The organism is Achromobacter sp. MUI-25009338 (assembly GCF_057359325.1).
In genome coordinates this window covers 1,254,539-1,280,239 of sequence record NZ_CM170627.1, presented here as the reverse complement: position 1 = coordinate 1,280,239, position 25,701 = coordinate 1,254,539, and the positions used below count along the sequence as shown (strand labels likewise).

The following is a 25,701-nucleotide window of genomic DNA, read 5'->3' as shown; positions in this document are numbered from 1 at the left end:
CCCGTTCCTTTGCCCCCTTTCGACCCTTTACCCTTGTTCAAAGCCTTTACGTATAGGCGGGAATCGGATGTCAGACGACAAAGAAACGGATGTCGGGGCAGTCCTTTTTGTTGCGATGTTGGGTGACGTGGCTCAGCCGCCGGTGGGTACTGCGGCTAGACCTGCGTCAAGGGAATCGGCCTGCGCGGCGAAGTCTTTGGGGCGGCGTTTCTGGAAGGTGCTCAGGTTGGCGAGCTTCCAGCGCAGCGCCGGCAATTGGTCGGCATGCGGACATTGCAGCAGAGACCAGTCCGGTTGTGCGCGCGTCAGTCCGCTCAGGAACTGCCGGTGGGCTTCACTCAGCCGTCGCGGCAGTTCATGGCGCAACCGGACGCGGGTATCGAGCAAGGTCTCCAGTGGACAATCCACCTCGGTCATGCCGACGAAGGCGCGCTCGTACTCGCCAGCGATGTCCTTGTCGTTGCCGAACAGCACTTCGTGGGTGGGGCGATTGTGTCCCGCCAGATAGACCACGAAGCACTCGACCATCGCATCGGTCAGGCCACCGCTCTCGAACAACTGCCAGACGTCGAACAGATCTCGGGGATGTTGGCGATCCAGGGCGGCAACCAGCTTACTGGCATAGAGCTCGTCCGGGGCCAGGGTCGGCACCTCGAACTCGACGCCGAACAGATCGCTGGTTCGGGCGCTCAGCGGACTGCGTGTGGCGGGTAGCACGGTGCCGCGAAACACCACATTGACCTCGACCTTCACCTGGCTGCTCTCGTTCTCCGCGATCAGCTTGGTGTCTCCGAGATCCTTGCTGCGGATCAGGCGTGTCTGCACGCCGAGAGGTTCGACGCGCTGCGCGATGGCGGCCAGCTCCTGGTTGATGGCCTGCAAGGCCTCGTCTCGCGGCGTCTGCCAAGGCAGGTAGACCACGTCGATGTCCACGGACAGGCGGGGCATGTCCCGCAGGAACAGGTTGATGGCGGTGCCGCCCTTCATGGCGAAGATGTCGTTGTCGAACACGTCGGGAGCGACGTTCAGCAGCAGGCGGACGGTATCGGCGTAGTGTTTATCCATACGGGTTCAGGCTCAGCAAGGTGCCGTCATCGAGACGGCTCATCCAGCGCTTTTTGCTGCCGGTGTGTGCCGGGTACTGCTGCAGCAGGGCATCCACGTCGACGACGTCAGTCTCTCGCGCCCAAGTCAGGAACAGGCGCACGGTCTTGACGCTGGTGCAGCAGGCCAGCAGGCGTCCGAGTACGTCCTTGCGCGGCGGTCGCAGGCCGTCGAACAGGTTGCGGGCCTCTTCGAGGCTTTCCCGGGTGCCGGTCTCGTAGAGCAGTTCCAAAACCGCACGCTCCGGCACCGCCACGCGCAGTCCTGTCGCCTGCCCCGGTGGCGTATGCAGAGTCTTGCCGGCGAGCGTATCGTCAGGCCAGTCGAACAGTCTGGCGTTGACGTACCGCGCCGGGAACCGCTGAGTGAACCAGGCCGGCAGCGCAAAGCGGGCATCGCCCCAAAGCACCATGGCCTCCCGGGAAGCCAGGTTGTGTCGCACCCCCTGCAGCGCCAGGGCGCTCTTGCCCCCCACATGTAGGCCGGCGACCTTCTCCTGCAGGAACCGCAGAGCACCGCTGACGTCGAAGTCATCATTCGGGAAGGCATAGACGCCATGCGCCAGGCGCACCAGCCAGCCGCTCTCCGCGTAGCGGGCTGCCAACTGGGGCGACACGCCGTAGGATTCGAGCATGGCGAGATCGAACGGCGCCCCACGGGGAAGCTCCGTCAGCAGCCGCTTGATTACCTGATGTCGTGTATTTCCACTCATGGTTTAAATATACGACACAATCTAATCTATCGCCATGACCTGCACAGAACAATGCTTGAAAATTAGCCTCATAGTTTAATTTGGTGTATAAATCTAATCAATGACGGCATGAGTTGGTCGAAATCCTGTAGCAGGCATGCCGTATTGCTGGCCGCCCGATGGTGGCCACCGGCGCACACTGGAGCAACCATGTAAGGCAGACAAGCAGGTGACGACCATGAACACAAGACCCCGTAGCAGTACCGCAGAGCGCTTCGGCCACTGGCTCGGTCGTGGCTGGCAGGGCTATGTGCGTCGCGAGCGGCAGGTGGTCGCGTGGCTGGCATCCGCCGGCATGCCGAGCGGTGCGGCGACCGCGCTGGTATGGATCGTCAAGCTTGCTGTGCTGGGAGCACTGCTCTATACGGCCTTCTGGCTGGCGCTGCTGCTGGCGTGCCTGCTGCTCGTGGCGCGTGGCTTCAGCCAAAGCAGCGACGACTTCTCGCAACCGGGCACGGAACTGCGCCACGGCGAGGCGGGTTTCGGTCTGTACTCGTCGGATGGGCACCGCCTCGATCCGCACGATCCCAACAATCCATATGACGGCTAACGACATGGCCGAGCAACTGGCTCAGTTAGGCATGAGAAGAATCGATGGACACTGATCTGCAAGAGATGACCCGGGAACAGCTTGTCGCAGAAGTCATCAAACTGCGGCAAGGCATCCGTGCGCATCGTGACACTACCGGCCATGATCTGTGCTGGCATCACCCGGCGCTTTGGGCGCTCTTGCCAGAGAAAGTCGATCCTCAAATAGCCGTGCCAGAGTGGCCACATTTCATGCGAGGGTGTATCAAGTACCGCGAGTCTCTGGATAAGCAAGCCCCGAAAGCACCTCGTACGAATGAGCCCTTTGAGGGTTAGAAGAGGAGCGTCTATGGACATCAAGTGCATTGCCGGATTTGCTGCCATAACGAAAGTACCATCTGCAAGTTCATCGCTCTATCGCGACGTGCTTGGGCTGCCATTGGAAGCGCAGGAAACCTATCTGTTCATGGACAGGTTTCCCGGGGCTAACCACTTTGGCGTCTGGCCTCTTTCAATGGCAGCTCAGTCTTGTTTTGGCCAGGATGAATGGCCAGAGCACATACCGGAGCCAACTGCGACCATCGAGTTCGAGTTGGCTGATGAAGCTGCGGTCGCTGCGGCGGTTCAGGAACTGGGAGGCAAGGGTCAACAAATGATTCATGACGCCAGGAGCGAACCTTGGGGGCAGACCGTCGCACGATTCATGAGTCCCGAAGGTGTACTGATCGGCCTGAGCTATGCGCCGTGGCTCCATGAGCCTGGAGAGTGATGCAACTCAAGGTCCTGCATCACCGAGTCACCTTGCTGACCCCCGAAGACGTGCTGTCCTTCGCATCCTTGGAGCCCGTCGCCAGATTCTGCGCGACCACGCCTGCCTTCACACCAGCCCACCCCAAGGCAGCGACCCAGAACGTCGGCAGCACCAGGAACATCGCTCCCATCACGAAATTAAGCAGCATGTCCCCAAACGTGTTGTTGAGCCCGACGAGGGGGTCGAAGTTGGTGTGCGGGCGATTCCATCCGAACCCCCAGCCGTAAAGCGCATCAAGGATCGTGCTGTCGATCCAGCGGGCCAACTGCAGCCAAAAATCGGTGAAGAACAGCGCGAACTGAACTGCGCTGATGGTGATAACGGTCTTCAGGTCGTAGGTGCCAATCAGCAATACGATCGGAATGCAGATCACCAACGCCATTTTCAGGAACGACAACACCATGGGCAAGGCTTGGCGCACGACGTCCATCGCGGGGAAGTAGGCAAGCCCGCCGACCGACATCCCGACGTCACTGGCGCCCCGATTGATGACGTTATGGAGCGTTTTGTCGATTTGCCCGCCGTAATCCGTGTAGACACTGCCTCGGTTGAGTTTCTGCTGGCGCGGCGAAGCAATGGCGCGGATCACTGAATCATCCACTTCGGTTCGGCTGAGGAAACCGGCCCAACCGGCCAAGCGGTTGAGCAAGCTGGGCTCGACCTGAGCCAGCAGACGGGCGCGCAGGCCGTTGCCGCTGTCGGTCCACCACTGCCTGCATGTGGGATAGCCGGCACCGCTTGGCACCTGTGCCAGGCCGGCGTCCCGGTTACTGTCGTAGGCCCACCCGTCGCGCGGCGTCGTGGCACGGTAAGTGTCGTAGTAGCCGGTGTTGTCGAGGAAGAAGCGCGAGCCGATCCAGCTGACGTCGTGCATCTGCGCCTCGTCCAGAGCCGGGCGGTTCATGAACAATTTGGCCCGCGCCGGGCCGTAGCAATCGTGGGTGAAATCCGCGACCTCCTGTGCGAGAAGCGGGTCGTCAATGCGCGTGGCATTGATCTCCATGCGGATCTGCCGCAGGTCGGTTCCGCACGGGATGGCGGCGACTGAGGCTCCGGTGATCGCACGGGAAAGTGTGTGCATGAACGCCCACCACACCGGCACGCGCGCGCTCTGATTGTTGAGCGTGCTGAACGACTGCGACCACCCGGTTGCGCTAGGCTCGGGCACGTTCACCTGGCATTGCGCCGAGCGCGCCCGGTCATATTTGATGGTGTTGAGGTCGACGTCGATGAAAGGCGCGCCCGCAAACATCACCACGACGATCGCCACCCAAACACGGTTCTCGATGCGCACCGAAGACAACGCGCCTTTATTGCCCTCATCCGCGCCTTCGGAGCGTGCCCGGAGCCATTCCTGGATGATCATCGCCACGAACGGGATGGCGAACACACCGCTGGAGACGAGCACTGCCCAGATCCCGTTGTGGATGATCCACCCCAACAGGGTGAGGTAATACTCAAGATAGTCTGTCGTGAATAGCGTCATGTGCCGCCCTCCCGCTATGTCGCCTGCATCAGCAGACTCGCTTCAAGCACGGCGATTCCCGCCACACCCGCGACTTCCGCACGCAAGAGTCGACGCCTGCCTTCCCTCCCGGGCTCGCGTGACAGCAAGCGCCTACGCATCCATACCCAGCCATAACCCGTAGCCCCATAAAGGCACAACCTCCACAGCAGGAAGTAGCCGGAGGTCTCGGCAAGCCAGCGCTCCCAGCCGACAACGCTGCCGAGGTAGTGGATGCCCACGATGTTGACAGCCACGGCTGCCATCAGCAGCAGCGCCGTCCATAACACCTTCTTCCCGGCCTTGCGGTTGAACAGCCAGCGCGGCCAGAGCCGGAGCAAGTTCATGGCGTGCTCCCCGGATTGACCCGCTGTAGCTGGTCGAGGCGATCCGGCACGGGGTCACCCTCGTAGATCCCCCTAGAGCCCGCGGCCCTGGTTCCATGGCGCTGGATGATCGCCATGGGCGAGTTGTTGGCGAGCGTGCGGCGCAGTTCAAGCTCCGTCTTGAGGTTGGAGATTTCCCGGTCCAGCGAGTCGCTTTCCTGATCGACGGCGGCGGTCGCCAACTGGTTGGCGGCGACGTTCGGCTCCTTGCGCCCGGTCAGCAAGGTGCGCTGCAGCAGCAGAGCCTTCTCCAACACGGACGCCAAGGCCACTTCCGAAGCCAGACGTTGCGCCAGCACGTGCTGATCCGGCTCATCGCGGAGCGCCTCAATGACGCCGCGGGTGATCGGCAGCGATGCGCTGCCGGCCTCGCGCAGGTTCTCGAACGTGGTGTTACGCGCGCCACTGATCAGCTCCTGCAGCGTCTGCAGTTTGGTGTCGTACTCTTCCTGAATAAGGGGCGTCAGACCCACGCCGGGAACCGTCTCAGTCTTTGAGCACGCATCGCAGGTACGCTGCTCCTGTTCGCCCAGCACCCGGGTGGCCCACTCGACCGCTTCCTGCGGCGAGGCCCAGGTCTGGCAGGCCAGACTGTTGCAGCTCGCCTGATCGATGGCGGACGTATCGGTCGCACTACGCCCGTTCACCAAGTTGTAGCCCGCGCGCGTCACGTCGCCCACTACCTTGATCGACGGCTGGCCGGCGCCGCCAGCGTTGCTGCCACCGACCCACGGCACTCCATCGTTGCCCCGGCGCGTCTCGGCCTGCTCGATCGCCGACACCGCATCCGTGCTCGACACGGCATCGCGCAGCGCCATGCCTTCGGCCATCTGGCTCCAACCGAGCTGGCCGCCCGCCATGTCGGCCATGCGTTCCGCCATCGACCGGCAGGTCAATTTGGAGCGATCGAAATCCAATCTTGCCTGGAGCACGCCATTGGTCAGCAGGTTATAGAGCCCAGGGTCCGCCCTCTGAATAATCAGTGCGGGGAGCGACGCAACGGCGCTGGTCGCGCTCTGAATCACGTTGCTCATGATGCTTTGAAACCCATTCGTCAGCCCGTTGAGCTGGTTCTGGATGGTGGTGCTGATGCTCATGTCGCCGCATACGAGGTTGCTGTTCCACCCGACTCCAACGCCGAGGGAGCGCATGCCGGCTGCGCCGCTCATCGAGACGGCATTGCCACCACCGATCGAATACATGACCTCGTCTCCGATCACGTTGCCGCTGGTCTGGAAACCGCCGCTCTGGGCGAGCGCCAGCCCACTGGCAACGGCAAGGGCGCAGGCCAGCACACCAGGACGCCAGACGTGTGCCAGACGGTTGCGCGGTGTCGTCAGCTTGGGTTGCTTCATGGCGAGATCCTCAGAAATCCACGCTGCCAAGGAACACCTGTCCGCGGCGCTGGCAGCAGCTGTAGGGGCGCCACAGCGCCCAGGCGAAATCACCCTGTTGCGCTTGAGGCAGTTGTCCGGCATGGGGAAACACTGTGCAGGTGTTGGAAAGGCGCGGCGTCAGCCGCTGCCACTTGCCCGTGCTGGCATCGCTTTCGATCAATGGGCCAGCCGGCCAGTAGCCGTCGCGTGCGTTCGCCAACAGTGGCTGGTACACATGCAGCTGGCCACGACGGGTCACGACGTCGCCGGCCCGCTGTGCGACGACTGCGCCGGCTTGGTAGTCGTCGGTCTGGTGTAGGAATCCACCCCTCGGATAGACGTTGCCCCAGAGGTTGAGACCGGACCGAGTGCCGACTTCACGCATGCCGGGAATCAGTGACTCGGGATACACCGCCTCCGGGACGTTGTAGCGCCAGGCCAGTGTGTCCAGAGTGGACAACAAATACGGCATGAACGCGGTACCGGCCCCCTCGCAGGTATAGCCGGACGCCGAGGCAAACTCGCCAAACACCTGGCCGCCCGGATGACCGATGACGTCCGCGTTCTTAAAACGGGCCAGATTGTTCTCATGCGCCTCGTTGGTCGTGCCGTCACCTCCGGCCTGAGCCGAAGGATTAGGCGGACTCATCAGCCGCACTTCGATCCATGGGTTCTGCCCAGTATTCGAGTAGCTCGACACCACGGCGTCAGGTATGTAGTGCTTGACTTTGATGGACGTACGAACCCGGCAACCTCCCAATCCGCAGGAAAGCCAGTAGCAAATACCTACGACGCGGTACTCCAGGCAATCTGGCGACAGGGTCGAGGCGATGATGGTGGCCGTGTTGAGGGCAAAACTCGACGTGGCGCTGCACAGCAACGCGGCGGCGGCACCGAGCCGCAGGCGACGGGAAATCATGGCTGCGCCCCCCGCTGCCGCTCGATGCGGGCCAGCGCCTGGTCAAGGTTGTTTACCCCGTACACGACGTATCGCTGATCGACGATCACCGCCGGAATACTGGTGATTCCCAGGCTCCAGGCATCGGCCACGCCTTGGTAAGCCTCACGGATGCGCTGTTGCAGCCCACGCCCCCCATCGTTCAGGCGTCGCTGAATAAGCGCCGCGGCCTGTTGCGGATCGGTCGGCAATCCGGCTGACAGGTCCGCCTCAATGGTCTGCGCCGCATCGAGCTGGATGACGCGATCCGCCGCCTGGGCACCAGCCACCGGATGGCGGGTGTCCGTCACGATCCAGATTTCTGCTGCGGCGACGTTGCCGGCGAGCAGCAGCGCCGACAGGGCCAACGTCCGGCCAAGGGGGGCAAGAAAGGCATACATGGGCTTCGCGTCTCGGAGTGAACTCACCCCGGTAGTCGAACCCATCGAGAAGATACGCACCACGAACAATGCGCACTGTGGCAATCCCCGTTTTTCGGATGAGGTGAAGCGCTACACCCGTCACCAATTTCCTACGCACGCTCTTTCACCTGAACCAGCAGATAAAGGAGACCACATGGCGTTGCCGAGAAACCAAGGGCAGTTCGCTCTACACTTCGAATTTCTGGCCGTGCGGCGGCGATCCTGAAACCTTGCCTGCGCCTGACCAGCCCAGACAATGACAAGCAAGGAGTACTCCAAGTTGAACCGCACCCAATTCGTTGAAACAATCGCCACCGAACATGGCGTGTCCAAGGCCGAGGCCGGCCGTATTCTGGACACAGTGACCAGCACCATCGTCAATGCCGTGAAGAAAGGCGACAGCGTGACGTTGATCGGTTTTGGCACCTTCAAACAGGTAGGTCGCACTGCGCGCACCGGCATCAACCCGGCGACGGGGGAAAAGATCAAGATCGCTGCGCAGAAGACGCCCAAGTTCGTGCCTGGCTCCGCCTTCAAAGCCGCTGTCGATCCCAAGGCGGCCAAGCGCAAAGCAGAAAAAGCAGCGGCTAAGTCTGCCCCGAAAACCCCGACGAAAAAGAAGTGACAGAGCGGGCAAGGTTGTAATCGCCGCTCGGCTGGCAGTATCAGGATGGCCCCATCAGGGGCCATCCGCATTTTGAAGCACTGCGTCGGACGCCAGCATGTCCATGGCGGATAACAAGGAATCACCCGCAACCGGTCCTTGCAGCACGAAGGCCCGGCCTGTCTGTTGATCGTGCAGCCGAACCGATGGTGTGGCTGTCACGCCGCTACTCATCGCCTCCGCGGCCTGCGCGCGAATTACCGCGTCGGGCTGCTCACTTGCCAGGCACTGCTCGATGTCCGGCGTGAGGCCTGGATAGCGCACGCCATCGGGCAGCCCCTGGCCGCTGCTGCTCGTGTGCTGATACAGCCAGCCAACTGCATCGAAGAACGCCCTGTTCCCACCAATCTCGCCCGCGCACTCGGCGACACGCGCCAGCGCCGACGCGGCTGGCTCGTGCGCCGGCAGCGGTAGGTGCTGCCATTGCAGGCTGACGTCAGCCTGCTGGTCGATCCAGGTCTTCAGGCTCGGGTAGTAGTCCTTGCAGAACGGACACTCCAGGTCTGCGTAGAGGGTCAGCACAAAACGGGCATTGGATTGGCCGTGACGCCACGGCGGGCCGTCCGCGTGGTGCTGGACGACCGGAACTGCCGCGCCGTCGGAGTTCTCGCGCAGCACCACAGCGAGCAGTGCGAACAACAACAGCCCGAGCACGCCACCTGCACACACCAGTAAGCGCAGGCGGCGCCGACGGTGTACGGACGATGGTGGGTTCGTTGAGCGATGGACAGGCATGGCGTGCTCGACTGTCAGGAAAACAGATCGGCGTAGGGCAACGGCTCGATGCCGCGTGCGCGGTCAATGTCCTCGGACACCTTGAGCGCTGCCTCCAGCTCGTTGACGCCGAACTGCTGCATGAGCCGGTATCGCTCGGCTTTTTCCTCAGGCTCGGTTTGGGCCAAGGCCAGGTAGAGACTCGGCGGCACGGCCCTGAACAGCAGTTCCAGGCTTTTGGAAAGAATGACGCCTTCGCTGAACTTACCGGTTTCCTTTCTGGCCGAAAGCATCAGCGCCTTCTGTGCGGGTGACAGCTCGCGGAAACGAGCGATTTTTTCCACCTCGTCCGGGGGCATGGACAAACATAACCAGAATTCAATCATATTGAGCATTGGCTCCGCAGCCTTGGGCAAATCATCGATATTCTGTGTAGCTAGCCAGTACCAGGCCCCAATTTTTCTCCACATTTTTGTAATTTTGACAATGTAGGGAGCAAGCAATGGATTGCGGGTCACGATATGTCCTTCATCTGTCACATTCAGGATCGGTCGACCCAGAAACTGGTCGCGTTCGGCGATGTTGTTGACTGTGTTGATGAGCGAGATGTAGGCGATAGAGAGCTGGGCGTTGTAGCCCTCCCTGGCATATGTGGCGAGATCGACGACCGTGATGTCGACCTCTGGCCAGGGCGTACCCGGGCGGTCGAACATTTCGCCGTCCGAGCCCTGCGTGAAGATGTCCATGGCGTCGGCCATCTCCAGCAGGCGCGTGCGCCGGGTATCTGGCAACGTCGTATCGTGGCCGCGCTCGCGCAACGCATCGCGCACATCGCGCGTGAGCACATCACGATCCGCCACGACGCACTGGCGTGCGGCATCGAGAATGCACTGCCGGATCAAACTGCGGTCGGCGCGGGTCATCCGCGCTTCTTCTTTATCTTCGCCCCCGGTGATCATCAGGCGCGCGGTGATCTCCAGCTCGCCCAGCACGTCGCGCTGTTCGTCTGTATCGGTATCGGCGGGATCGTCGGGCTGTTCGTCGTCCAGCGCATCGGCGTCCAAGGTCTGTACGTCGCTGGGCGTTTCGATCAGCCGGCGGGCATCGGCAAACGGCGCGAGGCTCACTCCCGAGCCGGGTGCGAGCTTGACCCGATTCACCGTCAGGCCCAGCCGCGCGGCGAAATCAGCCAGCAGGCCGAACGAGTTTCCGGCTTCGACGATGAACATCCTCGGGCGATAGATCGCGGCGACCTGGTTGAGGATGTTGTTGAGCGTGGCCGATTTGCCGCTGCCGGTCGGGCCGAACAGGAACAGGTGGGCATTCATCTGCCTGTCCAGCCTGTTGAACGGATCGAACGTGATGACGCCGCCGCCACGGTTGAACAGCGTGATGCCGGGCCGGCCCGTACCCTGGCTGCGCCCCCAGGCCGGTGACAGATTGGCCGCGTGCTGGGCGAACATCAGTTGCGTGTACCACTGCTTGCGGTCGGTGCCGGGGTTGTAGACGCAAGGCAGCCAGCGCAGATAGGTGTTGAGCGGGGCAACTTCGTCCTCTTCGCGAACCGGTTGCAGCCCGGCGTTGAGCATCACATTGGCAAGCTGCAAGCCGCGCCGGTCCAGCTCGTCCTCGTTGTCGCCGGACAAGTAGAACGCGAGCGAGCCGCGATAGAGCTTGTGGGCGCTGCCGATCAGCGAACGTGCTTCCTGCACGTCCCGCAATGCCTGTTCGGACGCCAGCGTCTCGCCCACTGACTTTTTCGCTAGGTGGTTGAGATGTGCCTCCAGCACATCCTGTGGCGTGGCGACCATCGTCAGGCACATCACGGTGCCCTCGGGCAACTGATCGAACAGCGTGTTGATCGCGTCGCCCTTGCGCGTTTCGCCGGTGAGATGGCCCGTGGCCGGCGGCGTGCGCAGGCGGTCAGTGACCATGACCCGGTGTGGCAGACCATCGAAGTACCACAGCCCCGACTCGGCATCCGAGCGTGGCTGGCCGAAGAACAACCGCTGCGAGAAATCCGTGCCGCTGGCCAACTCGATCTCGTCGGGCTCCGACGCCTCCGGATAGGCCGCCAGCCGGTAGAAGCGTTCGCGATCCTGTGCCGTTGGCCCGAGCATGGTAGGCCTGGGGTTGAACCAGCGCAGCAGCCAGTCGTGGATCTGCGGCGCTCCCATCCTGCGCGTCTGAATGCCGGCATTGGCCAGGCCGCCGATCAGGCGGTCGCACACGACGTTCAGCGCCTGCTCGGGCGTCTGCCCGCGACGGCCGGGCTGGCCTGCGGTGCGGCGATAGACCACCATGCGCACACGCCTGCTCTGGCCGCGCCACGGCAGGCGCGTCACCACGCTGTCCTCGAACAATCCGCCTGACTTCGAGACGGCGCGCAGGTGATGGGCGAACGAGGCCAGGTAGAACTCGGTGAAGCGACTACCCTCGGCACGCGGCTGAACGTAGCTGCGCAGTGTGTCCAGATACTGGTCGAAGTTGGGCTCGTCCTGGGCGTAAAGCTGCAATACCCATGGATTCGCATCAAGTTCGTCGAAGCTATCCTGCAGGGCGTTTTCCAACGCGTCGCGCGCTTGTGCCAGCCAGGCGGGCTCACGGCCCTCTGTGCCCAGCGGTGTCAACTCGAAGAAGGCGCCAACCGAGACACCATCGTCAAGCAGCATGCACTGCGAGTCCGGCAGGTACTCGACCCACGGCAGCAGCGCGACGAACGACGGTGCCACGTCGTACAACGCCTGCTCGTCGGCCACCGTGGCTGGACGCTCGTGCGCGACCGCCGCACCGGGCTCGGGAATACCAGCCTCGCGTAGTACGCGCACATGGCGTGCCCAGCCATCCTGCCGGTCTTCGGTCGGCACGGTATCGTCAGGCGTGCGCCGACGCCAGGGCAGTGTCCAGGCCATCAGTACGCCTCCGTGCGTTCGCCGGGCATCGCGTATTGCACCCGCTGGTACAGCGGAAACACCGTGCTGTAACCGGGCACCGGCACGGGGTCTGTGCCGGCAAGATGGGGGAAGACATACATGACCAGATCCGGATTGGGGAGCCGTGGGAACTGGCGGTAGACCTCATTCGCAGCCGTGCGCGTGTAGCGCATCTGCTCGGCGGGCGCGGCCTGCACATCGGCCTGCGTCAATGGCCGGCGCAGACTCTGGCGCGCATCGAGCAGCTGGCGGCGGGCGACCTGGCCGCTGCCGCCATCGCCGGCCTGCTGGTGCCAGATGTCCTGCATGGTGCGGCCACCATGCGGCATCAGTTCCTCCTTGCTGGTAGCGCATCCGGCCAGCGCCGTCGCGACCGCAACCAGCAGCAGCGGCTTAATCCAGATCGAGTGCATGGGCTTCTCCTGCGCGATGGTCGACGCGGCGGCCTTCGGGCTCGTAGTCGATGTGAAGGGGCTTTTCGAGGTGAACGGCCACCTTGGCACCGGGCTGGACATACACCGCCGCGAAGGCCTGCCCGTAGAGGCGGTTCACCCACTGCGACATGTCCTGCACGCCGCCAGCGAGGATGCGTCCGACCGCCTCATTGGTGCTGATGCCGACCGTGCCGATCGAGCCATCGGCACCGACGTAGGACATTTGGCCACTGTCGGAATCGATCAGCGAAGCGACGCCCGCGCCTGCGGCAGTGATCAATGCCTGGGTGCCGAGATACTGCTGCGCATTGCTGCGGCGCTGGCCCGAGACGCAGGGAATGCCGTAAGGGTCACTGATCCATCCCAGGCCGTCCTGCTGGCTGTTCTGCTGGTTGCTGCGCTCGCTGTCCTCGGGAATTGTGCGCACGGTGCCGTCATGAAAGACGAACGTGATCGAGCGAACCTGCCCCCTGACGCACGACAGGGTCCAGTCACCGCTGGCGGTGCCGCTGAACACCGCACCGGCGACATCGGGGATATCAATGCCGTTTGCGGTCAGGTTGTCCTCCCCGACGAGGATTTTGAACGGGAACGGGTCGTTGACGGTGCCATCGACGGGCACGCGGCCAATCAGCGCGGTCATCGCAACCGAGCCCATCAGGGTGGAGTTGGTCGGTACGGTATAGACCGCTTGGGCAGACTTGACGCCCGCAGCCTTGGCACCGGCATTGGCCACGTGTTCGGCAGTGGCCTCCAGCGTCTTCTGCGCTGGCCCGAAACTGGTGGGAAAGCTCAGGCTCGTGCCTGCACGCCCGTCGGTCTGCCTCGCATCGTCCGGCTCCACCCAGCGGATGCCACCTTCGCCCGCGAAGCCATCGCCGTCGCCTTCGCGCAGACCCAGTCCGACCGGCAGGTCGGCATGGCTGCCGCTACCGATGTTCTCCAACCTGCGTTGCAGATCCTGCAACAGACCCTCGGTCTGCCGGCGCTCGCCGGCCAACTGCTCCTGATCACGGCGCAACTGGCTACGTTCGGATTCCAGCGCAGACTGGATACGCTGATCAATGGCGCTTTCGCGCTGACGCAGGCGCTGATTCTCCTCGCGCTGGGTACGATTGTCCGCCGTCGCCGTCTGTAATTCGGTGCGCAACTGCCGCACTTGCGCTACCAAGGTGGCGACCGTATCGCGGGGCGTATCGCCTTCGATGCCGAGCGCCTGCATTTCCTCAGCAGTGAGCTGCGGGTCGGCATCGGTCATGGGGCGGGCCTGGTCGCTGCCGCCAGAGAACAGCCGGATGCCAAAGAACAGCACCAGCACGGCGACTGGCAGCACCAGCCATTTCAGGAGTCCGTTACTGCGCATGGTGGGCCTCCTTGCTGTCCGCGGCTTCGGCTTGCGGCTGCGGCAGATGCGCAGCCGGGTCGAAGCGATGGATCGCCGGCAGCAGCGACTGGGGCAGACCGCGACCGCGCGTGACCAGATAGACCACCGTGGTGTCCTCCGGCGTGCCGCGGGGGCCGAGCGCCGGGTGCTGGAAGGTGGCTGTAAGGAAGTCGCCCTGCAGTGCGCGTGGATCGAGATCGATCCAGCCGTTGCCGGTATGGGTCAGCCGCACGGCGGTGACCCACTGATCCTCCAGCCGCCATGCCGCCAGCGCCACGGCATGCACCGGCAGTGTCGGCAGCAAGGTGTCCAGCGGCAGGTCGCGGCGCAGGTTCACGCGCATGACGCCTGGTACGGGCTCCACTGTACGCAGCGGCGCGTACAGGCTCTGGGCCGCATAGCGCGTCAGCACCACCGCCACCGGGGTTTCGCGCCGAGGCCGACGAACTTGATCCGGTGATGGTGTAGCGGCACCGGGTTCCTGAGCCTGCGTCTGACCGTAGCGCTGCGGTGTGGCGTTGCCTTCGACAATGCGCACCGGCTCCAGCGACCGCTCGCCGTCCTGAACCGGCTCGGCGGCGATGTCCAGCAGGATCAGCGCGCCACTGTCAGCATCCTGTAGTTGCAGCCGCGTGGGTTCGATAGGTTCGTTGGCGCGCAGATAGATCGCACCGCCGGCACTCTGTACCCGCAGCCGGTCACCCACACTCGCCGGCACGCCGACGCGCACGTTGCGGTCCACGAACACGATGCGCTCATGGCCAACCTGCAAGGGCACAGGCAGCGGCAAACGCTCCCAGCGCATGATCTCCACTGCATGGGCCATGGGCACCCAAGCACAGGCCAGCGTGCCCAGCCAGATGAGAAGGCAGGTCTTCATGGGGATTCTCCTTGCTGGCCCAGACCGCCTCGGGCCGGGGCTTCGGGCGTGGGCGCCGCGATGCGCTGGGGCGCACCGTCGTAGCAGTCCAAGGCAAGACCAAAGGGATTGCGCGCCGGATCGACATCCGATCGCACCACCTTGATCGGATAGCGCACCAGTGCGCGCTTGACCTGTTCCGGCCCGTGGTACTCGTCCGCACTGAGATCGAGCGTCACGACCCAGTTACGCTCGGAGACCGTACGCACCCGCGCAGTCGGGTTATCGCCGTAGCCACGCCCGGGGATCTCATATACGCCACGCACCCGCTGACGCAGCTCGCCTGTACTGCGGCGGTAGTCGAAGTCGGCCTGCAGAAAGGCGCGGCAGGCCGGCGTGAAGTACGGCGAGAGCGCATGCAGATTGCGCGCGTAGTCCTCTTCGCCATTGGTGGGCCAGCGGTGCAGTTGCTGCCAGACGTAAAAGGTGAAGGCGTACACGCTTTCTGGCGGCACGTCCCACCAGGGCCGGGTGCTGCCCGAGCGCAGATCGGGGGGCACGTGGATGGTCAGGTCGCGGGGTGCGCTCCACCAGCCGCCACCCATCACCAGCGCGATCAGCAGCAACGCGCCAGCGCCCAGGCGCAAGGTCTTGATGTGCGCCTGCAGGTGAGCGACTTCATTGCGGAAGCGGCTCATCACGCTGCCCTCCGGTTCGACCAGCGACCCGAACGCGTGATCAGCACATGCCCACCGACCCAGCCGGCGAGCGGCGGATAGCGACTCGCGATGCGCCACTGCAATTGACGATACAACCAGGTGTCAGGCTTGCCTCGTTTCTGCCGGCGCAGGATGCCGCCTCCGACGAACACGCCGAAGGCGACACCCAACACGATGAAGGTAGGCACGATCGCGACGGTCGAGAGCAGCCAGGCCAGCGGCGTACCGGCCAGCAATCCGACTGCGCCGGACAGTCCACAGCAGACCCATAGCTCATCCGCCGTCAGGCCGCGCACGACCACTGGGTGCCGATTGAGCCGGTGCGGGAGAAACGCCACCGTGCCGTCCGCCCGGATGTGCTGAAATTCGGACATTGGCACGCCCTCAGAGAATCCCGGTGGCTTCCGTCAGCAGCCAGATGCCGATGACCAACAGCACGGCGCCGATGGCGACGCTTAAGCCAAACTGCCCCCACGTTTTCCTGCCAGTGTGGATCTCCGCGTATGTGCCATACGCGTGGTAACACACACCGATAAACATGCTGGCGACAACCAGCAGCGCCACCAGCAGCACGATGTCATAGCCGTAGTTCCTGATGGTCTCCATAATCCCGCCACCCGTGCCTCGCGACGGGTTCTCCAGTTGCGGCAGGCCCTGCGCGAACGACAGCGCGGGAAGCGTGGCGAGGCTCAGTGCCAGCGCGGCGCGCTGGGCGAGACGGATGCGGGGGAAACGAGCGGTTTTCATGGTCTGACCCTTCTGGTTACGAGAGGAGGAAATACGTCAGCACCAGGTACATCGCGAGAAAACGCACGATGACGCTGACAAACTGACGCTGGTTGAGCTGGTTCTCCGACCAACCGACGTAGGCGGTGCGGATGGCCCAGGCGCCCCACAGCAGCAGCACGGCGAACACGAGGCCGACAATCACCGTCGCCATCGCGCCGGGCGCGATGCTGCTGTTGGCCTGAAAGGCGCTGATCTGCGCGGCGGTCATGGCTGGGCCTCCGGCATCGGTGGAACGTCCGGAGCGGACTCGTTGCGGTAATCGCCGCTCAGTACGGCGGGGTCACGCGGCTGGGCGCGGGATGGCGCGAGATGGAACTGGATGCCAGCGCGTACACGCGCGAGGTCGTCGAGGAGCCTCGGGTAGTCGAAGTGGTAGCGCACGCCGGTCGTGATCGGGGTGTTTTCCGCGCTCTGTGCGACGAAGCGCTCCAGCGCGTCGAGCTGGCGCAGGGCAGCGGCCAGTTCCTGGCGCTGGGCCGGCGTGCCGGCATGGGCAGTCAGTGGCAGGCTCGCTGCCATGGCCGTCATCAGCAGGACGGCTGCACCGCGATGTGCGGAGCAGCGTGGAAACGAAAACACCATCGCGCCATTCCTCGGTTCGATCAGCAATGGCTAGATCGTGGCGAGGCAGGCGCTTCAATACCGCAAACAATGGGTTCTGCGAGACAACCGGATTAACGTGTCGGCAAGGCTGTCGGAGGCAGACAGCGCAAGCTGATCGTGGGGCGAGCGAAGCAGTGAAGACGGTTTGGAAACGGGTAGCTCGACGAATGCAGTTCGGAAAGCTGGACTGGGAGTAGGTGCTCAAGCCTGATCATCTACAGATACTTCTTGAAACTGCTCGCGGTCAGTGACACCGCAAAGCCCAGCAAGGCCGCGCTGGGCAGCAGGATCAACAGCGGATGCACTGAGATCGGCATCGCCAGGTAGATCACCCAGGGCAGCACCCCCAGCGGCAGCAACGAGGCTTTCGCGCGGTGATACAAGAAGCCCGACTCCCTTCCAGCGCCAAACTTTCGCACGTCGCGACGAACCAGACCATCGACCAACCCGACGAATACTGCCGTCAGTACCAGCGGCAGGGTCAATAACAGCACCAACAGGCGCACCAGAAAGGTCAAGGTGGTGAAAGCGGCAGCAATCAGATAGCGCTCGGCCCAGGTGTATGCCTGGCTGACGTAATAGCGGAAATCCCGGGCTTGCCCTTGGACCGGCGCTTGGGCGCGTTCGGCAGTCCCGCGCATTTTGTCGAGCAGTCCGGTCTTGACGAACACCCAGTCGTAGCCAGTCTCCACAAGACGATGGGCGGTATGCCCCGGCTCACGCACCATGAGGCTGCGTGTGAAGTGATTCGACAGATGCCCCAGCTCGTACTGCAGCATTGATTGCGCGTGGCGCCAGCCCTGTTCTTTCCAGAACGCGTGCATACCTACGCACTCGATCAAGATCGACAGCATCAACGAAGCGATCAACACGCCGAACAGCCGCAGCGGCAAGGAGATCGCACTGGCGATCAGGCCTTGCCGACGCTGTTGCTGCCGCTGTGCAGTCGAGGCCGGATCGCTCATGGCGTATCGCCCTGATCAGCGGACTCTGCCACCCCATCGTCCAACAGCTCGTCGGGCAGCGGCCGCTCCTGCAGAGCCGGGGAGCCGAGGTTCTCCCACCAGCGACCGGCCTCTGTATAGCTTTGGCGCATGTACGTCGCCAACTGCCGTAAATCCTCGGGCATGGCCTCGTCCGGGTCGGGGGCCGGAAGCGGCATGCGCACTTTCCACAGATTACCGCCCTGCATCAGCGCGAAACACTGACCTTTCGGCAACTGCACCACATGCGAGGGCTCGATCATCGGTACGCTCTGCATGCTGATACGGTCCTGCGTGTTGCTGGTGAAGTCGGTGGAACCGTGGATATCGGAGCTGTCGGTGGCTCCGCTGACGACCGTCGTCGTATACACCTCCACTTTGGGAAGCTGGCGGGTCAGCAACTCCGCAGTGAGCGTTTCGCGCACTCGCAGCATGAATAAATTATTAAAATTACCCACCACTTGCCCGGCTTTTGCCCGATTGCCTATACGTGCCTCAATGTCGGAGAGCGTCTGGGTATAAGCCGTGATTTGCAGCCCGGCACCACCCCCTTTGTTGATCATGGGAACGAACTCATCCCCCATGAGTTCATTGAATTCGTCTGCATGGACGTTGATCGGCACCTTGACGTTCGGCTGCGCACCAGGAAGACCATCATCGATGCCGAACTTGTAGATGTGGCCGGCGACCGAAACCATGTCGCTGAACATCGAGTTCCCGACAGCGGCGGCTACCTCGGCATCCGACAGCGCGTCCAGTCCGACATAGACCACCGCCCTCTTTCTGACCACTTGCATCCAGTCAAAGATGGGCCTGGGATCTTCCAGGTCGGAGTAGTTCGGCGCGAGCAGTTGGGAGATTTTTCCGCTGGTCAGCTTTTCGAGCAACGGCAATAGCGACGCAACGATCTTATCGAAGTAGGTTTTGTCGTACCTGACGGCGCTACGCAGGCCATCGAGCACCGGATCGTAGCTGCGCGCCTGGCTGAGATACTGTTCGAGCGCCACCACACGTTTTTCCCGCCCGATCATGTTCCTCGGAATGTTCCGCTCGTTGAGCTTGGCCTCTATCTGGACAACGACCTCCCAGGCTTTTGGCTCATGCTTTGAGAAATAGTGTTGTGCATATTCAATGAAGAGGTTGTCTATGTTGATCACGTGCCGCTGGATCAGCAGGTAGTCCGGACGTTGCCCCAGCTCGATCAACGCCCTGGCGACGATATTCACAAACCTCCAGGCAAACTCGCGAAATGCAGCCGAATTGCCCTCGCCGGAAAGCTGTCCGGCAATGCGCGTGGCGACTTCCGAGATACGCCCGAAACGCCCCACGGCGTTATAGCGCGCGCTGATCTCGGGCCAACCGAGGTGAAACACATAGAACTCGTTTTCGCGCCCAGCGCGCCGAGCTTCGACGAACATGCGTTTGAGAAGATCCGCGTCGCCTTTGGGGTCGAACACGATCACGACTTCATGCTCGCCCTGGGCATTCTGGCGGCGAATGTCCTGGGTGATGAACAGCTCGGCGAGCCGCGTCTTGCCTACGCGCGTCGTTCCTAGCACCAGCGAATGGCCGACGCGCTCCTCCAGAGGCAGACCGACGTCGACTTCGTCCGGCTCGATCCCATGCAGGCGCGGCAGGCCGCCGACCGGTGGCAACGGCCTGACCGGATTGAACGGCACATCCCAGCGTGTCAGCCGGGACAGCCGCGACAACGGAAAAGGCGCGAACTCCAGGCGCGCCTCCAGGTGCCGGGCCAACTTGTAGGCGGGAGTCGGTTCGACGTAGCGGCGAAACTCGGGCCGATATGTCTGCGTGAGCCGGTGAGTGTGCCGCTGCTCCCATCGAAACCCTTTGCCAACAAACAGCCTCTGTTGGCTCACCGGCACGTCCCGACTCGTCATGACGTATCGCGGCAGTCTGCGGATGTTGCGCCTGTAGCGCAGAATCACCCACGCGTCATGCCAGCGCAGCGCGCCATAGGCGATGAACGCCAACGCGCTGCCGATGCCCATGGCGGGTGTCAGCGCGAGCGACCACGGGGCCACCATGCACAAAAACGCGGCGCCGGCGCAGACCGCCACGGTGTATAGCTCCACCGCTGGTCGCAACAGAACCTCAACGGGCTGCGTCTGCGCCATGACGTCACTGCTCGATACCGGTCGAGGTGACCAGCACCGGGTAGTGCCGCAGGCCCAGGCGCTCGGCCAGTTCGTCTGCGGACACTGGTGACAGGTTCAGGCCCGGCACGAGCGCACGCAGTTGTGCGAGTGCCTGGGCCGTCTCGACATTGACCACTAGGCCCCAGGCGTTGCGTTCGCGTAGCGCATCGGCGTTCTGCCTTAGCCAGGCCTGGGAAGCCACGTCGTCACCAACCAGGAAGAACGGCTGCAGTCCGGGGGCCTCGATGACGCGGCGGGCAACCGTTCCTGGCGTGAGCCTGGCGCTGCGCACCGGCAGCATGGCCGTCTCATCGACGGCGGCACTCGGCGCTTCAGGAATGACGATGGAAGGAAGCGGCTTGTTCGCGGCACGTGGCTGCAGGTCGAGCGCTTCGTAGTACGGCAACGCGGAAGCACCGCCGCCGTCCTCGACTACGATCAGGGGCGGTGTGGCGCACACCGCACCCATCGGCACGGTGGCGAGCATCACGACAAGGAGGCCGTGGGCGGCCCGGATGGGTGAAGTCATCGGCTGTTCTCCTGGCGGGGCGCATGTGCGGCGGCGTGTTGGGGGCCGAGCACGCGCTGGAGGTGTTGGGAAACGCTGCGCCGGTAGCGCGCCGCGGGTGCGCCGCCGGCCGGTCGGTGATATCGCCCGACGGCCAGCAGCCAGTCCTCTCCGGGGGTGTGCTGCTCTTTGAGGATGTCGGCGGCGATACGCAGGTTGTCGTAGGGGTCGAGCAGGTCGCAGGGCTTGCGGTAGCGGTGCGGGTGATAGCCGAGGTTGATCTGTCCGAGCCCCACGTCGATACGTGTGGGCGGCACTTCGCGCAGGGCCTGGCTCACGCCCGCACATGCCTCGGCCCGCGAGGCGTAGCGCCGCGACTGGCCGGCGACGTTGAGCGACCAGGGCCATGGCACGATGCGGTCGCCCCGGCGCACGCCGCTTTCTTGCAACGCCACTGCGTACAGGACGGCCGAGGGAATGTCTGCGCGCTGGGCCGCCAACTGGTAGGCTGGGGGTGGAATCTCCTGAGCCAGAGCCGGCCCGGTCACCAGCACGACGGCCAGCAGCACGCACCGGGGCCACGACGGCATCAGGGCTGGCGCTGCCATTGGCCGCCCACCTGACGCACCACCGCGGGCAACTCGCCGGACAGACCCAGCGCCAGCCAGCGGCCACCGTCGTGGTTGAGGGTGATCGAACCGCTGCGCACGCGCGCCGGATCGATCTGCGCCTGCCTGGCCCACGCCCGAATACGGGTGTCGTCCTGGCGGCTGCCCACCAGATATAAGTCGAACTCAGCGCCTGCCGTCTGCAGGCGCTGCACGACCTGGGCACACAGAGTGCAACTGTCCCTGACGAACACGGCGGTGCGACCGCTTCCAGTCAACACACCGCCCCCAGGCAGCGCGTCGGGCAGATTCACCCGCTGGGCGCCGGGGTGCAGGCGTTGCCAGGCATCGTCGTAGGCCCGCTGATACGCCAGGAGCTTTTCCACGCGGCGCGCCTCGACCTGCACCTGCAACTCGGCATAGCGGCGGCGTTCCTCGTCGGAGCGCGCTTCAATGCCAAGCGCAGTGAGCGGGTCGAGGTTGGGCGAATGGATACCAAGCGGGCCTTCCATCAGCTCCCGGTAGCGTCCCCATTCGTCGCCACTCAGGCCCCAGTCCTGCGCCAGGCGCTCATCACGTGCCTGGCCGATCTGGCTCTGCGCAACGCGGGAAGGCTGCGCGAGTGAGTTCTGGCTGGCGGGCTGCTGCGCGAAGGCCGGCACGCTCATCGCGGCCAACAGGATCAACATGGACAATGTGCGAGATTGCATGGCGCCACCCGATCAAGGAATCGCCAGCCGGCGTGTCTGCCCGCCAGCCTGGAAGACGGCGGTGTTGCCGTCGATGCTCTGCAACTGCCAACGCCCGGCACGGTCGCCGGGCAGCAGCACCTGGATCTGCCCGGTCGCGAGCGGCTCGGTGGCGGGAGCAATGGAGACGGCGCGCTGGCCGGCTCGCAGTTCCGCACCGATCACGCGAAAGGGGAACGGCTCTGGTGCCGGTTTCGGCGCCGCCGCGGGCTTGGCGGGACGAGGCGCTGCGGGCACGCTCACGGCAGCCTGGCGCTGCGCCTTCAATTGCTCGATGTCGGTCTGCAACGCTTGCAGGTCGGCCTGGGTAGCGAAACCGGTCAGCGACTGTTCGAGTCGGGTAATCTCGGCTTCAAGATGCTGCCGGGTGTCCTGCAGAGCAGCGGCGGTCGCTGCTTCCGGGCGGGCTTGCTGTGCCTGTACGTCGTCGGCAAGCTCGGCAATGCGGCCTTCGAGCACCTGTAGCTGACGCAAGGCCGAGTCAAGTTGGTTCTGGCCCGCCAGATCACCCGTGACACGGAAGTTGACCAGCACCAATGCACTCAAGCCCACCATCCAGGCCCACAACAGCAGATACAACAAGAATGCCGCGCGCGAACGCGGCGTAGAAGCCGCGGCGTTCATGGCTGGCCTCCATCAACGATGGGGAAAATCTGCACCGGCGACGTCCCCGACGTCTCGGTCTCGGGCTCTGTGAAAGGCTTGCCAGCGGGCACGAAGCAGACCTGACGTGCCCGGTCATCGACCTGCAAGTCCCAGGCCGTCCCGGCAAGCGTGAGCAGCGCGTCACGCAGCGTCATCGGCCCCAGATGCAGGTGCGCAGCCGGTAGCGGCAGCGAATACAGCTCGATCAACGCATGGGCGTTGTCGCAAAGCTGGTAGCCGCTGCGCTGGAGCGCGTGGCGCAGGCCATCGCCCACTGTGGCCCGTGCATCCGCTGGGACCGCGACGTCGATCACTTGCACCAGTAGGTCGCGTTGGGCAGCGGTGGGAGCAAGTTCGACCAACGTGTACCGCCCGTAGCGCACGACGGGAATTAAATCCGGTACCTCATATTCGGGCGCGCTCGCCACTTCCTCGATAGGGTCGGGTGTCGGCGGTACCGTCGTTGTCGCACAGCCACTGACTAGGGCTGCGGCCAGCAGGCCAGTACTGACCTGACGCCGGGATACGTGGATTACAGGCATGGCATTGGCTCTTTTGTTGCGATACCAGTACCTTGGCGGCATGCAGTGATGCAGTCAGCCAGGAATGCGAACTGTGAGCCTCCCCGTTTTCTTGGAAGAGGCTGCGCATCCCTTTCGCCCCAAGTCCTACCGAGCGCAGAAGAAAAGGCCGACGCCCAATGGGCGCCGACCTATAGAGGGCTCAAGCAGCGACGAGCTGCCGGGCCAAAGCCACTTCGACGGAATCACCGTCTTGGTTGAGTACGTCTAACCCGGATTCGGGTACGTCGCCCGAGGTGGACTGCGAGACCATGATCTTCTTGGCCATCAGCCCCAGGCAGGTCATCTGCGAGGAAGCGGCATAGCCAAGGTAGATCACGCGCACGGGTTGCTTCTGCCCGATGCGCCACGAGCGCCTTGCCGCCTGCTGCAACGAATACACGTTGTAGCCGCTCTGCATGAAGACGATCGTGGGGAACTCCAGTAAATCCAACCCGGTCTTCACAAGCTCAGGATTTGTAATGAGCACATCGATGCCACGATCCAGCTGCTCGGCAATCCAGTCCTCTCGGCGGCTGGCGTCCACGCTTGCGCGCAAGACCGCCACCTTCAGGCCTTCCTGCTCCAGCAGCATCTTCAAGCGCGACGTGGTGTCGCGCGTGCCGGTATAGACCGTGTAGGCCAGGACCTTGCGGCCCTGCGCCTTCTCTTCCTTGCAGATCTCGATCAGCTCGCGCTCTTTCGGCGTCACCTCGAACTCGTTGAACTGAGCCGGGACGAACGCCAAGGTGTTGCGCGTGCGTGGATGCACCACAGTCTCCGACCGGAAGCAGCAATCCGGCCAGGCCAGTAGCACGTTGAGCACCACACCCAGCAGCGTCGTATCGCGTCGCGCCAGAGCCTGTTTCAGCTCCGCGGTCAGCCGACCCGCCAGGTCGCGGTAGGCCGCGGCTTGCGCCGGGTCCATCTCGACCTCACGGAACTCCTCGTCATACGACGGCAGGACGTTGCCGCCGATGTCTCGCAGTTTCAGGAAGATGGTGAACGGCAGGATGCACCGCAAGACCCCCTTCGGCCCGAATCCTGGTGCTTTGACCGTGCGCACCGATACCTTGGTGCCCTTGGCCGTCTTGTGCGCAGTGCCGGTGCTCTCGGAATAGATATCCTTAAGGACGCCGTGATCGCGCATAAACGCCATCGCCGCCGAGGTCATGCTGCCGCTCGTGGTCGGACGATAACCGTCTTCGATCATCCGCCCAGGCAGGGCTCGGAATAGCAGGTGGAACAGATCATCCCCATAGCCGCCCATCAGCGTGCCTGTCAGCAGCAAGGTCTTGCGAGCCTTCGCCGCCAGTACGCCCATGGCCTGGCCCTGTGCACTGCCGCCGTTCTTGTACTCGTGCGCCTCGTCGGCGATCAGCAAGTCGAACGTCCCTTGCGGCAAGTACCTCTTGACAAACTCGCTGGGCTGATAGCCCCCCTCGCCGAGGCCAAATTCAATGTTGGCCATCGCGCGTTCCATACGTGTAGCCTGACGGTCAGAAAACACCAGCTCGCCGTTGCCATCCATGAGGTTGATGAACTCGTGGATGTTGTCTCCCAGCATCGAGGCCAGGAAGCCATCGCCGAAGCGCTTCATGAGCTTTCGCGCGGTGACTTCCCCGATGGTCGGGATTCGCTTGAGGGCTTTGAGAACTGCCGCGGACTGGTCGTTGCCGGACAGGCTGCGCGGGCGGATCAGCGTCCACAGGGGCGCAGCGCAGTGGCTGCACTTCCTGCGGTACTCCTCGGCTTCCAGCTCAACTGGGTTGACCGGTTCGCCGTCGAGGTTGGTGATGACCGTGCCGCAGTCCGGGCACGCTGCCACATCGCCGTGGCGAGTGCGTCGACGGGTAAAAACAGGCTTCCAGTGGAACCCCATCCTCATCCTGACGCGGCCCAGGATAAAGAACTCCTGGCCAGTAGGCTGCACACCCAATTGCTCGCGCAACCGGAGGAGCTTGACCAGCGTATCTGGGCCATTGAGCACCCACACGCTGGCGCCCGCTACTGTCTCCTGGATCTCGCGCCTCCACTTGTAGACCAGGTGAGGCGGAGAGAGAACCAGGGTGCGACGGTAGCCTTCGGCATTGAGTACAGCAGCCGTGGCGATGCCCACTGTGGTTTTGCCGCAGCCCATTTCGCCATTGACGATCGCAGCGCGTTCGCCACGGTCGATCAGCAATTCGGCGGCAGCATGGACAACTTCGGCCTGGGCCGGGAACAGCTTGCGCTTGAGACTGGCGACGACGATTTGCCGATGCGCCTTCGGCTGGCCGGTATAGACCGGCGGGTTGGCGCTGTTGAGGGCGTCGAGCAGTTCGTCTCCGAACTCACCGACGAAATCCTGAAGGCTCAGGGTCAGAGGGTCGTGTTCCGCTTCGATCAGTTCGCCCTGGACGGGTTCGACGTCGGCGGCAGTGGTTTCGAGATCAAGGGACATGGTGATGCTCCAAAGAAAATGGGGCATGCACCACCCCCATCGGGGCGATAACATGCCCCGTGGTGGGAAGAAGAAGCGGCGCGTGGCCGCAGAATGCGATTACTCGTGAGATGGAAAAAACGTCACGC

Annotated in this window: 29 protein-coding genes; 4 read left to right on the top strand and 25 right to left on the bottom strand. The window is 63.5% G+C overall.

Annotation, left to right across the window (positions count from 1 at the left end; all coding sequences use genetic code 11):
• Positions 1–132: 132 nt before the first annotated feature.
• Positions 133–1,065 (bottom strand): nucleotidyl transferase AbiEii/AbiGii toxin family protein, encoded by a 933-nt coding sequence (locus tag AC1IQ6_RS05995; RefSeq protein WP_232886012.1) that lies wholly within the window; start codon positions 1,063–1,065, stop codon positions 133–135.
• Positions 1,058–1,816, bottom strand: a complete 759-nt coding sequence (locus tag AC1IQ6_RS05990; RefSeq protein WP_269814610.1) for a type IV toxin-antitoxin system AbiEi family antitoxin domain-containing protein — start codon at positions 1,814–1,816, stop codon at positions 1,058–1,060. The genes AC1IQ6_RS05995 and AC1IQ6_RS05990 overlap by 8 nt, the downstream gene beginning before the upstream one ends.
• Before the next feature lie 217 nt (positions 1,817–2,033).
• Between AC1IQ6_RS05990 and AC1IQ6_RS05985 the strand changes: the two genes are divergently transcribed.
• From AC1IQ6_RS05985 to AC1IQ6_RS05975, 3 genes are read left to right on the top strand one after another with little or no spacing between them, the layout of a single operon-like run.
• Complete coding sequence (locus tag AC1IQ6_RS05985; protein WP_232886016.1) at positions 2,034–2,405, top strand: DUF3742 family protein; 372 nt, start codon at positions 2,034–2,036, stop codon at positions 2,403–2,405.
• Between the two features lie 44 nt (positions 2,406–2,449).
• A complete protein-coding gene (locus tag AC1IQ6_RS05980; RefSeq protein WP_485866018.1) occupies positions 2,450–2,719 on the top strand; it encodes a hypothetical protein in 270 nt (89 codons plus the stop codon).
• A gap of 13 nt (positions 2,720–2,732) precedes the next feature.
• Positions 2,733–3,152, top strand: coding sequence for a VOC family protein (locus AC1IQ6_RS05975; protein ID WP_232886018.1), 420 nt, complete (start codon positions 2,733–2,735; stop codon positions 3,150–3,152).
• Between the two features lie 19 nt (positions 3,153–3,171).
• Here the strand turns inward: AC1IQ6_RS05975 and AC1IQ6_RS05970 are convergent, their stop codons facing one another.
• Genes AC1IQ6_RS05970 through AC1IQ6_RS05950 form a run of 5 tightly spaced genes read right to left on the bottom strand, consistent with a single transcriptional unit; the run spans position 3,172 to position 7,798 of the window.
• The gene (locus AC1IQ6_RS05970; RefSeq protein ID WP_232886020.1) at positions 3,172–4,680 is read right to left on the bottom strand and encodes a conjugal transfer protein TraG N-terminal domain-containing protein; all 1,509 of its coding nucleotides are present in this window, start codon (positions 4,678–4,680) and stop codon (positions 3,172–3,174) included.
• A gap of 14 nt (positions 4,681–4,694) precedes the next feature.
• Entirely contained in the window at positions 4,695–5,045 is a 351-nt protein-coding gene (locus tag AC1IQ6_RS05965) for a hypothetical protein (protein ID WP_232886022.1), read from the bottom strand.
• Positions 5,042–6,439 carry an integrating conjugative element protein gene (locus tag AC1IQ6_RS05960; protein WP_232886024.1) on the bottom strand — a complete coding sequence of 466 codons (1,398 nt, stop codon included), beginning with the start codon at positions 6,437–6,439 and terminating at the stop codon, positions 5,042–5,044. The genes AC1IQ6_RS05965 and AC1IQ6_RS05960 overlap by 4 nt, the downstream gene beginning before the upstream one ends.
• A gap of 10 nt (positions 6,440–6,449) precedes the next feature.
• Positions 6,450–7,379 carry a TIGR03756 family integrating conjugative element protein gene (locus AC1IQ6_RS05955; protein WP_232886026.1) on the bottom strand — a complete coding sequence of 310 codons (930 nt, stop codon included), beginning with the start codon at positions 7,377–7,379 and terminating at the stop codon, positions 6,450–6,452.
• Positions 7,376–7,798 carry a TIGR03757 family integrating conjugative element protein gene (locus AC1IQ6_RS05950; RefSeq protein WP_232886028.1) on the bottom strand — a complete coding sequence of 141 codons (423 nt, stop codon included), beginning with the start codon at positions 7,796–7,798 and terminating at the stop codon, positions 7,376–7,378. The genes AC1IQ6_RS05955 and AC1IQ6_RS05950 overlap by 4 nt, the downstream gene beginning before the upstream one ends.
• Positions 7,799–8,099: 301 nt before the next feature.
• On the opposite strand from AC1IQ6_RS05950, the gene AC1IQ6_RS05945 reads away from it, so the two are divergent.
• Positions 8,100–8,444, top strand: coding sequence for an HU family DNA-binding protein (locus AC1IQ6_RS05945; RefSeq protein ID WP_416147065.1), 345 nt, complete (start codon positions 8,100–8,102; stop codon positions 8,442–8,444).
• A gap of 54 nt (positions 8,445–8,498) precedes the next feature.
• Here AC1IQ6_RS05945 and AC1IQ6_RS05940 read toward each other — a convergent pair whose 3' ends face one another.
• The 18 genes from AC1IQ6_RS05940 to AC1IQ6_RS05855 form a co-directional block, all read right to left on the bottom strand.
• On the bottom strand, positions 8,499–9,218 hold the full coding sequence (locus tag AC1IQ6_RS05940; RefSeq protein WP_232886030.1) for a DsbA family protein: 720 nt from the start codon (positions 9,216–9,218) through the stop codon (positions 8,499–8,501).
• Between the two features lie 14 nt (positions 9,219–9,232).
• Positions 9,233–12,109 (bottom strand): conjugative transfer ATPase, encoded by a 2,877-nt coding sequence (locus AC1IQ6_RS05935; protein WP_232886032.1) that lies wholly within the window; start codon positions 12,107–12,109, stop codon positions 9,233–9,235.
• Complete coding sequence (locus tag AC1IQ6_RS05930) at positions 12,109–12,543, bottom strand: TIGR03751 family conjugal transfer lipoprotein (protein ID WP_232886034.1); 435 nt, start codon at positions 12,541–12,543, stop codon at positions 12,109–12,111. The genes AC1IQ6_RS05935 and AC1IQ6_RS05930 overlap by 1 nt, the downstream gene beginning before the upstream one ends.
• A complete protein-coding gene (locus tag AC1IQ6_RS05925) occupies positions 12,524–13,927 on the bottom strand; it encodes a TIGR03752 family integrating conjugative element protein (protein WP_232886036.1) in 1,404 nt (467 codons plus the stop codon). Before AC1IQ6_RS05925 ends, AC1IQ6_RS05930 begins: the two co-directional genes overlap by 20 nt.
• Complete coding sequence (locus tag AC1IQ6_RS05920; RefSeq protein ID WP_232886038.1) at positions 13,917–14,828, bottom strand: TIGR03749 family integrating conjugative element protein; 912 nt, start codon at positions 14,826–14,828, stop codon at positions 13,917–13,919. The genes AC1IQ6_RS05925 and AC1IQ6_RS05920 overlap by 11 nt, the downstream gene beginning before the upstream one ends.
• Positions 14,825–15,505: a PFL_4703 family integrating conjugative element protein gene (locus tag AC1IQ6_RS05915; RefSeq protein WP_232886040.1), complete on the bottom strand. Its 681-nt coding sequence runs from the start codon at positions 15,503–15,505 to the stop codon at positions 14,825–14,827. Before AC1IQ6_RS05915 ends, AC1IQ6_RS05920 begins: the two co-directional genes overlap by 4 nt.
• Positions 15,505–15,900, bottom strand: coding sequence for a TIGR03750 family conjugal transfer protein (locus AC1IQ6_RS05910; protein ID WP_232886042.1), 396 nt, complete (start codon positions 15,898–15,900; stop codon positions 15,505–15,507). The genes AC1IQ6_RS05915 and AC1IQ6_RS05910 overlap by 1 nt, the downstream gene beginning before the upstream one ends.
• A gap of 10 nt (positions 15,901–15,910) precedes the next feature.
• The gene (locus AC1IQ6_RS05905; protein WP_232886044.1) at positions 15,911–16,273 is read right to left on the bottom strand and encodes a TIGR03745 family integrating conjugative element membrane protein; all 363 of its coding nucleotides are present in this window, start codon (positions 16,271–16,273) and stop codon (positions 15,911–15,913) included.
• Positions 16,274–16,289: 16 nt separating this feature from the next.
• Positions 16,290–16,523 (bottom strand): TIGR03758 family integrating conjugative element protein, encoded by a 234-nt coding sequence (locus AC1IQ6_RS05900; RefSeq protein ID WP_232886046.1) that lies wholly within the window; start codon positions 16,521–16,523, stop codon positions 16,290–16,292.
• Positions 16,520–16,897 carry an integrative conjugative element protein, RAQPRD family gene (locus tag AC1IQ6_RS05895; RefSeq protein ID WP_232886135.1) on the bottom strand — a complete coding sequence of 126 codons (378 nt, stop codon included), beginning with the start codon at positions 16,895–16,897 and terminating at the stop codon, positions 16,520–16,522. Before AC1IQ6_RS05895 ends, AC1IQ6_RS05900 begins: the two co-directional genes overlap by 4 nt.
• A gap of 236 nt (positions 16,898–17,133) precedes the next feature.
• The gene (locus tag AC1IQ6_RS05890; protein ID WP_232886048.1) at positions 17,134–17,883 is read right to left on the bottom strand and encodes a TIGR03747 family integrating conjugative element membrane protein; all 750 of its coding nucleotides are present in this window, start codon (positions 17,881–17,883) and stop codon (positions 17,134–17,136) included.
• The gene (traD, locus tag AC1IQ6_RS05885) at positions 17,880–20,039 is read right to left on the bottom strand and encodes a type IV conjugative transfer system coupling protein TraD (protein WP_232886050.1); all 2,160 of its coding nucleotides are present in this window, start codon (positions 20,037–20,039) and stop codon (positions 17,880–17,882) included. The genes AC1IQ6_RS05890 and traD overlap by 4 nt, the downstream gene beginning before the upstream one ends.
• A gap of 4 nt (positions 20,040–20,043) precedes the next feature.
• Positions 20,044–20,589, bottom strand: a complete 546-nt coding sequence (locus tag AC1IQ6_RS05880) for an integrating conjugative element protein (protein WP_232886052.1) — start codon at positions 20,587–20,589, stop codon at positions 20,044–20,046.
• A complete protein-coding gene (locus AC1IQ6_RS05875; protein WP_232886054.1) occupies positions 20,586–21,176 on the bottom strand; it encodes a lysozyme family protein in 591 nt (196 codons plus the stop codon). Before AC1IQ6_RS05875 ends, AC1IQ6_RS05880 begins: the two co-directional genes overlap by 4 nt.
• Positions 21,158–21,886: a TIGR03759 family integrating conjugative element protein gene (locus AC1IQ6_RS05870; protein ID WP_232886056.1), complete on the bottom strand. Its 729-nt coding sequence runs from the start codon at positions 21,884–21,886 to the stop codon at positions 21,158–21,160. Before AC1IQ6_RS05870 ends, AC1IQ6_RS05875 begins: the two co-directional genes overlap by 19 nt.
• A gap of 12 nt (positions 21,887–21,898) precedes the next feature.
• Positions 21,899–22,549, bottom strand: a complete 651-nt coding sequence (locus tag AC1IQ6_RS05865) for a hypothetical protein (RefSeq protein ID WP_232886058.1) — start codon at positions 22,547–22,549, stop codon at positions 21,899–21,901.
• Positions 22,546–23,112: a PFGI-1 class ICE element type IV pilus protein PilL2 gene (gene pilL2, locus AC1IQ6_RS05860; RefSeq protein WP_232886068.1), complete on the bottom strand. Its 567-nt coding sequence runs from the start codon at positions 23,110–23,112 to the stop codon at positions 22,546–22,548. Before pilL2 ends, AC1IQ6_RS05865 begins: the two co-directional genes overlap by 4 nt.
• A 181-nt stretch (positions 23,113–23,293) precedes the next feature.
• On the bottom strand, positions 23,294–25,573 hold the full coding sequence (locus AC1IQ6_RS05855) for a helicase-related protein (RefSeq protein WP_232886070.1): 2,280 nt from the start codon (positions 25,571–25,573) through the stop codon (positions 23,294–23,296).
• Between the last annotated feature and the right edge of the window lie 128 nt (positions 25,574–25,701).

Excerpts from the sequence above, each read along its gene's own strand:
- AC1IQ6_RS05940 (WP_232886030.1), bottom strand. The coding sequence starts at position 9,218 with ATGCCTGTCCATCGCTCAACGAACCCACCATCGTCCGTACACCGTCGG.
- AC1IQ6_RS05980 (WP_485866018.1), top strand. The coding sequence starts at position 2,450 with ATGGACACTGATCTGCAAGAGATGACCCGGGAACAGCTTGTCGCAGAA.
- AC1IQ6_RS05985 (WP_232886016.1), top strand. The coding sequence starts at position 2,034 with ATGAACACAAGACCCCGTAGCAGTACCGCAGAGCGCTTCGGCCACTGG.
- AC1IQ6_RS05905 (WP_232886044.1), bottom strand. The coding sequence starts at position 16,273 with ATGAAAACCGCTCGTTTCCCCCGCATCCGTCTCGCCCAGCGCGCCGCG.
- AC1IQ6_RS05900 (WP_232886046.1), bottom strand. The coding sequence starts at position 16,523 with ATGACCGCCGCGCAGATCAGCGCCTTTCAGGCCAACAGCAGCATCGCG.
- AC1IQ6_RS05935 (WP_232886032.1), bottom strand. The coding sequence starts at position 12,109 with ATGGCCTGGACACTGCCCTGGCGTCGGCGCACGCCTGACGATACCGTG.
- AC1IQ6_RS05875 (WP_232886054.1), bottom strand. The coding sequence starts at position 21,176 with ATGGCAGCGCCAGCCCTGATGCCGTCGTGGCCCCGGTGCGTGCTGCTG.
- AC1IQ6_RS05970 (WP_232886020.1), bottom strand. The coding sequence starts at position 4,680 with ATGACGCTATTCACGACAGACTATCTTGAGTATTACCTCACCCTGTTG.
- AC1IQ6_RS05890 (WP_232886048.1), bottom strand. The coding sequence starts at position 17,883 with ATGAGCGATCCGGCCTCGACTGCACAGCGGCAGCAACAGCGTCGGCAA.
- AC1IQ6_RS05855 (WP_232886070.1), bottom strand. The coding sequence starts at position 25,573 with ATGTCCCTTGATCTCGAAACCACTGCCGCCGACGTCGAACCCGTCCAG.
- AC1IQ6_RS05895 (WP_232886135.1), bottom strand. The coding sequence starts at position 16,897 with ATGGTGTTTTCGTTTCCACGCTGCTCCGCACATCGCGGTGCAGCCGTC.
- AC1IQ6_RS05915 (WP_232886040.1), bottom strand. The coding sequence starts at position 15,505 with ATGAGCCGCTTCCGCAATGAAGTCGCTCACCTGCAGGCGCACATCAAG.
- AC1IQ6_RS05990 (WP_269814610.1), bottom strand. The coding sequence starts at position 1,816 with ATGAGTGGAAATACACGACATCAGGTAATCAAGCGGCTGCTGACGGAG.
- AC1IQ6_RS05910 (WP_232886042.1), bottom strand. The coding sequence starts at position 15,900 with ATGTCCGAATTTCAGCACATCCGGGCGGACGGCACGGTGGCGTTTCTC.
- pilL2 (WP_232886068.1), bottom strand. The coding sequence starts at position 23,112 with ATGCCTGTAATCCACGTATCCCGGCGTCAGGTCAGTACTGGCCTGCTG.
- AC1IQ6_RS05975 (WP_232886018.1), top strand. The coding sequence starts at position 2,733 with ATGGACATCAAGTGCATTGCCGGATTTGCTGCCATAACGAAAGTACCA.
- AC1IQ6_RS05965 (WP_232886022.1), bottom strand. The coding sequence starts at position 5,045 with ATGAACTTGCTCCGGCTCTGGCCGCGCTGGCTGTTCAACCGCAAGGCC.
- AC1IQ6_RS05995 (WP_232886012.1), bottom strand. The coding sequence starts at position 1,065 with ATGGATAAACACTACGCCGATACCGTCCGCCTGCTGCTGAACGTCGCT.
- AC1IQ6_RS05925 (WP_232886036.1), bottom strand. The coding sequence starts at position 13,927 with ATGCGCAGTAACGGACTCCTGAAATGGCTGGTGCTGCCAGTCGCCGTG.
- AC1IQ6_RS05865 (WP_232886058.1), bottom strand. The coding sequence starts at position 22,549 with ATGAACGCCGCGGCTTCTACGCCGCGTTCGCGCGCGGCATTCTTGTTG.
- AC1IQ6_RS05880 (WP_232886052.1), bottom strand. The coding sequence starts at position 20,589 with ATGACTTCACCCATCCGGGCCGCCCACGGCCTCCTTGTCGTGATGCTC.
- AC1IQ6_RS05920 (WP_232886038.1), bottom strand. The coding sequence starts at position 14,828 with ATGAAGACCTGCCTTCTCATCTGGCTGGGCACGCTGGCCTGTGCTTGG.
- AC1IQ6_RS05960 (WP_232886024.1), bottom strand. The coding sequence starts at position 6,439 with ATGAAGCAACCCAAGCTGACGACACCGCGCAACCGTCTGGCACACGTC.
- traD (WP_232886050.1), bottom strand. The coding sequence starts at position 20,039 with ATGGCGCAGACGCAGCCCGTTGAGGTTCTGTTGCGACCAGCGGTGGAG.
- AC1IQ6_RS05955 (WP_232886026.1), bottom strand. The coding sequence starts at position 7,379 with ATGATTTCCCGTCGCCTGCGGCTCGGTGCCGCCGCCGCGTTGCTGTGC.
- AC1IQ6_RS05950 (WP_232886028.1), bottom strand. The coding sequence starts at position 7,798 with ATGTATGCCTTTCTTGCCCCCCTTGGCCGGACGTTGGCCCTGTCGGCG.
- AC1IQ6_RS05870 (WP_232886056.1), bottom strand. The coding sequence starts at position 21,886 with ATGCAATCTCGCACATTGTCCATGTTGATCCTGTTGGCCGCGATGAGC.
- AC1IQ6_RS05930 (WP_232886034.1), bottom strand. The coding sequence starts at position 12,543 with ATGCACTCGATCTGGATTAAGCCGCTGCTGCTGGTTGCGGTCGCGACG.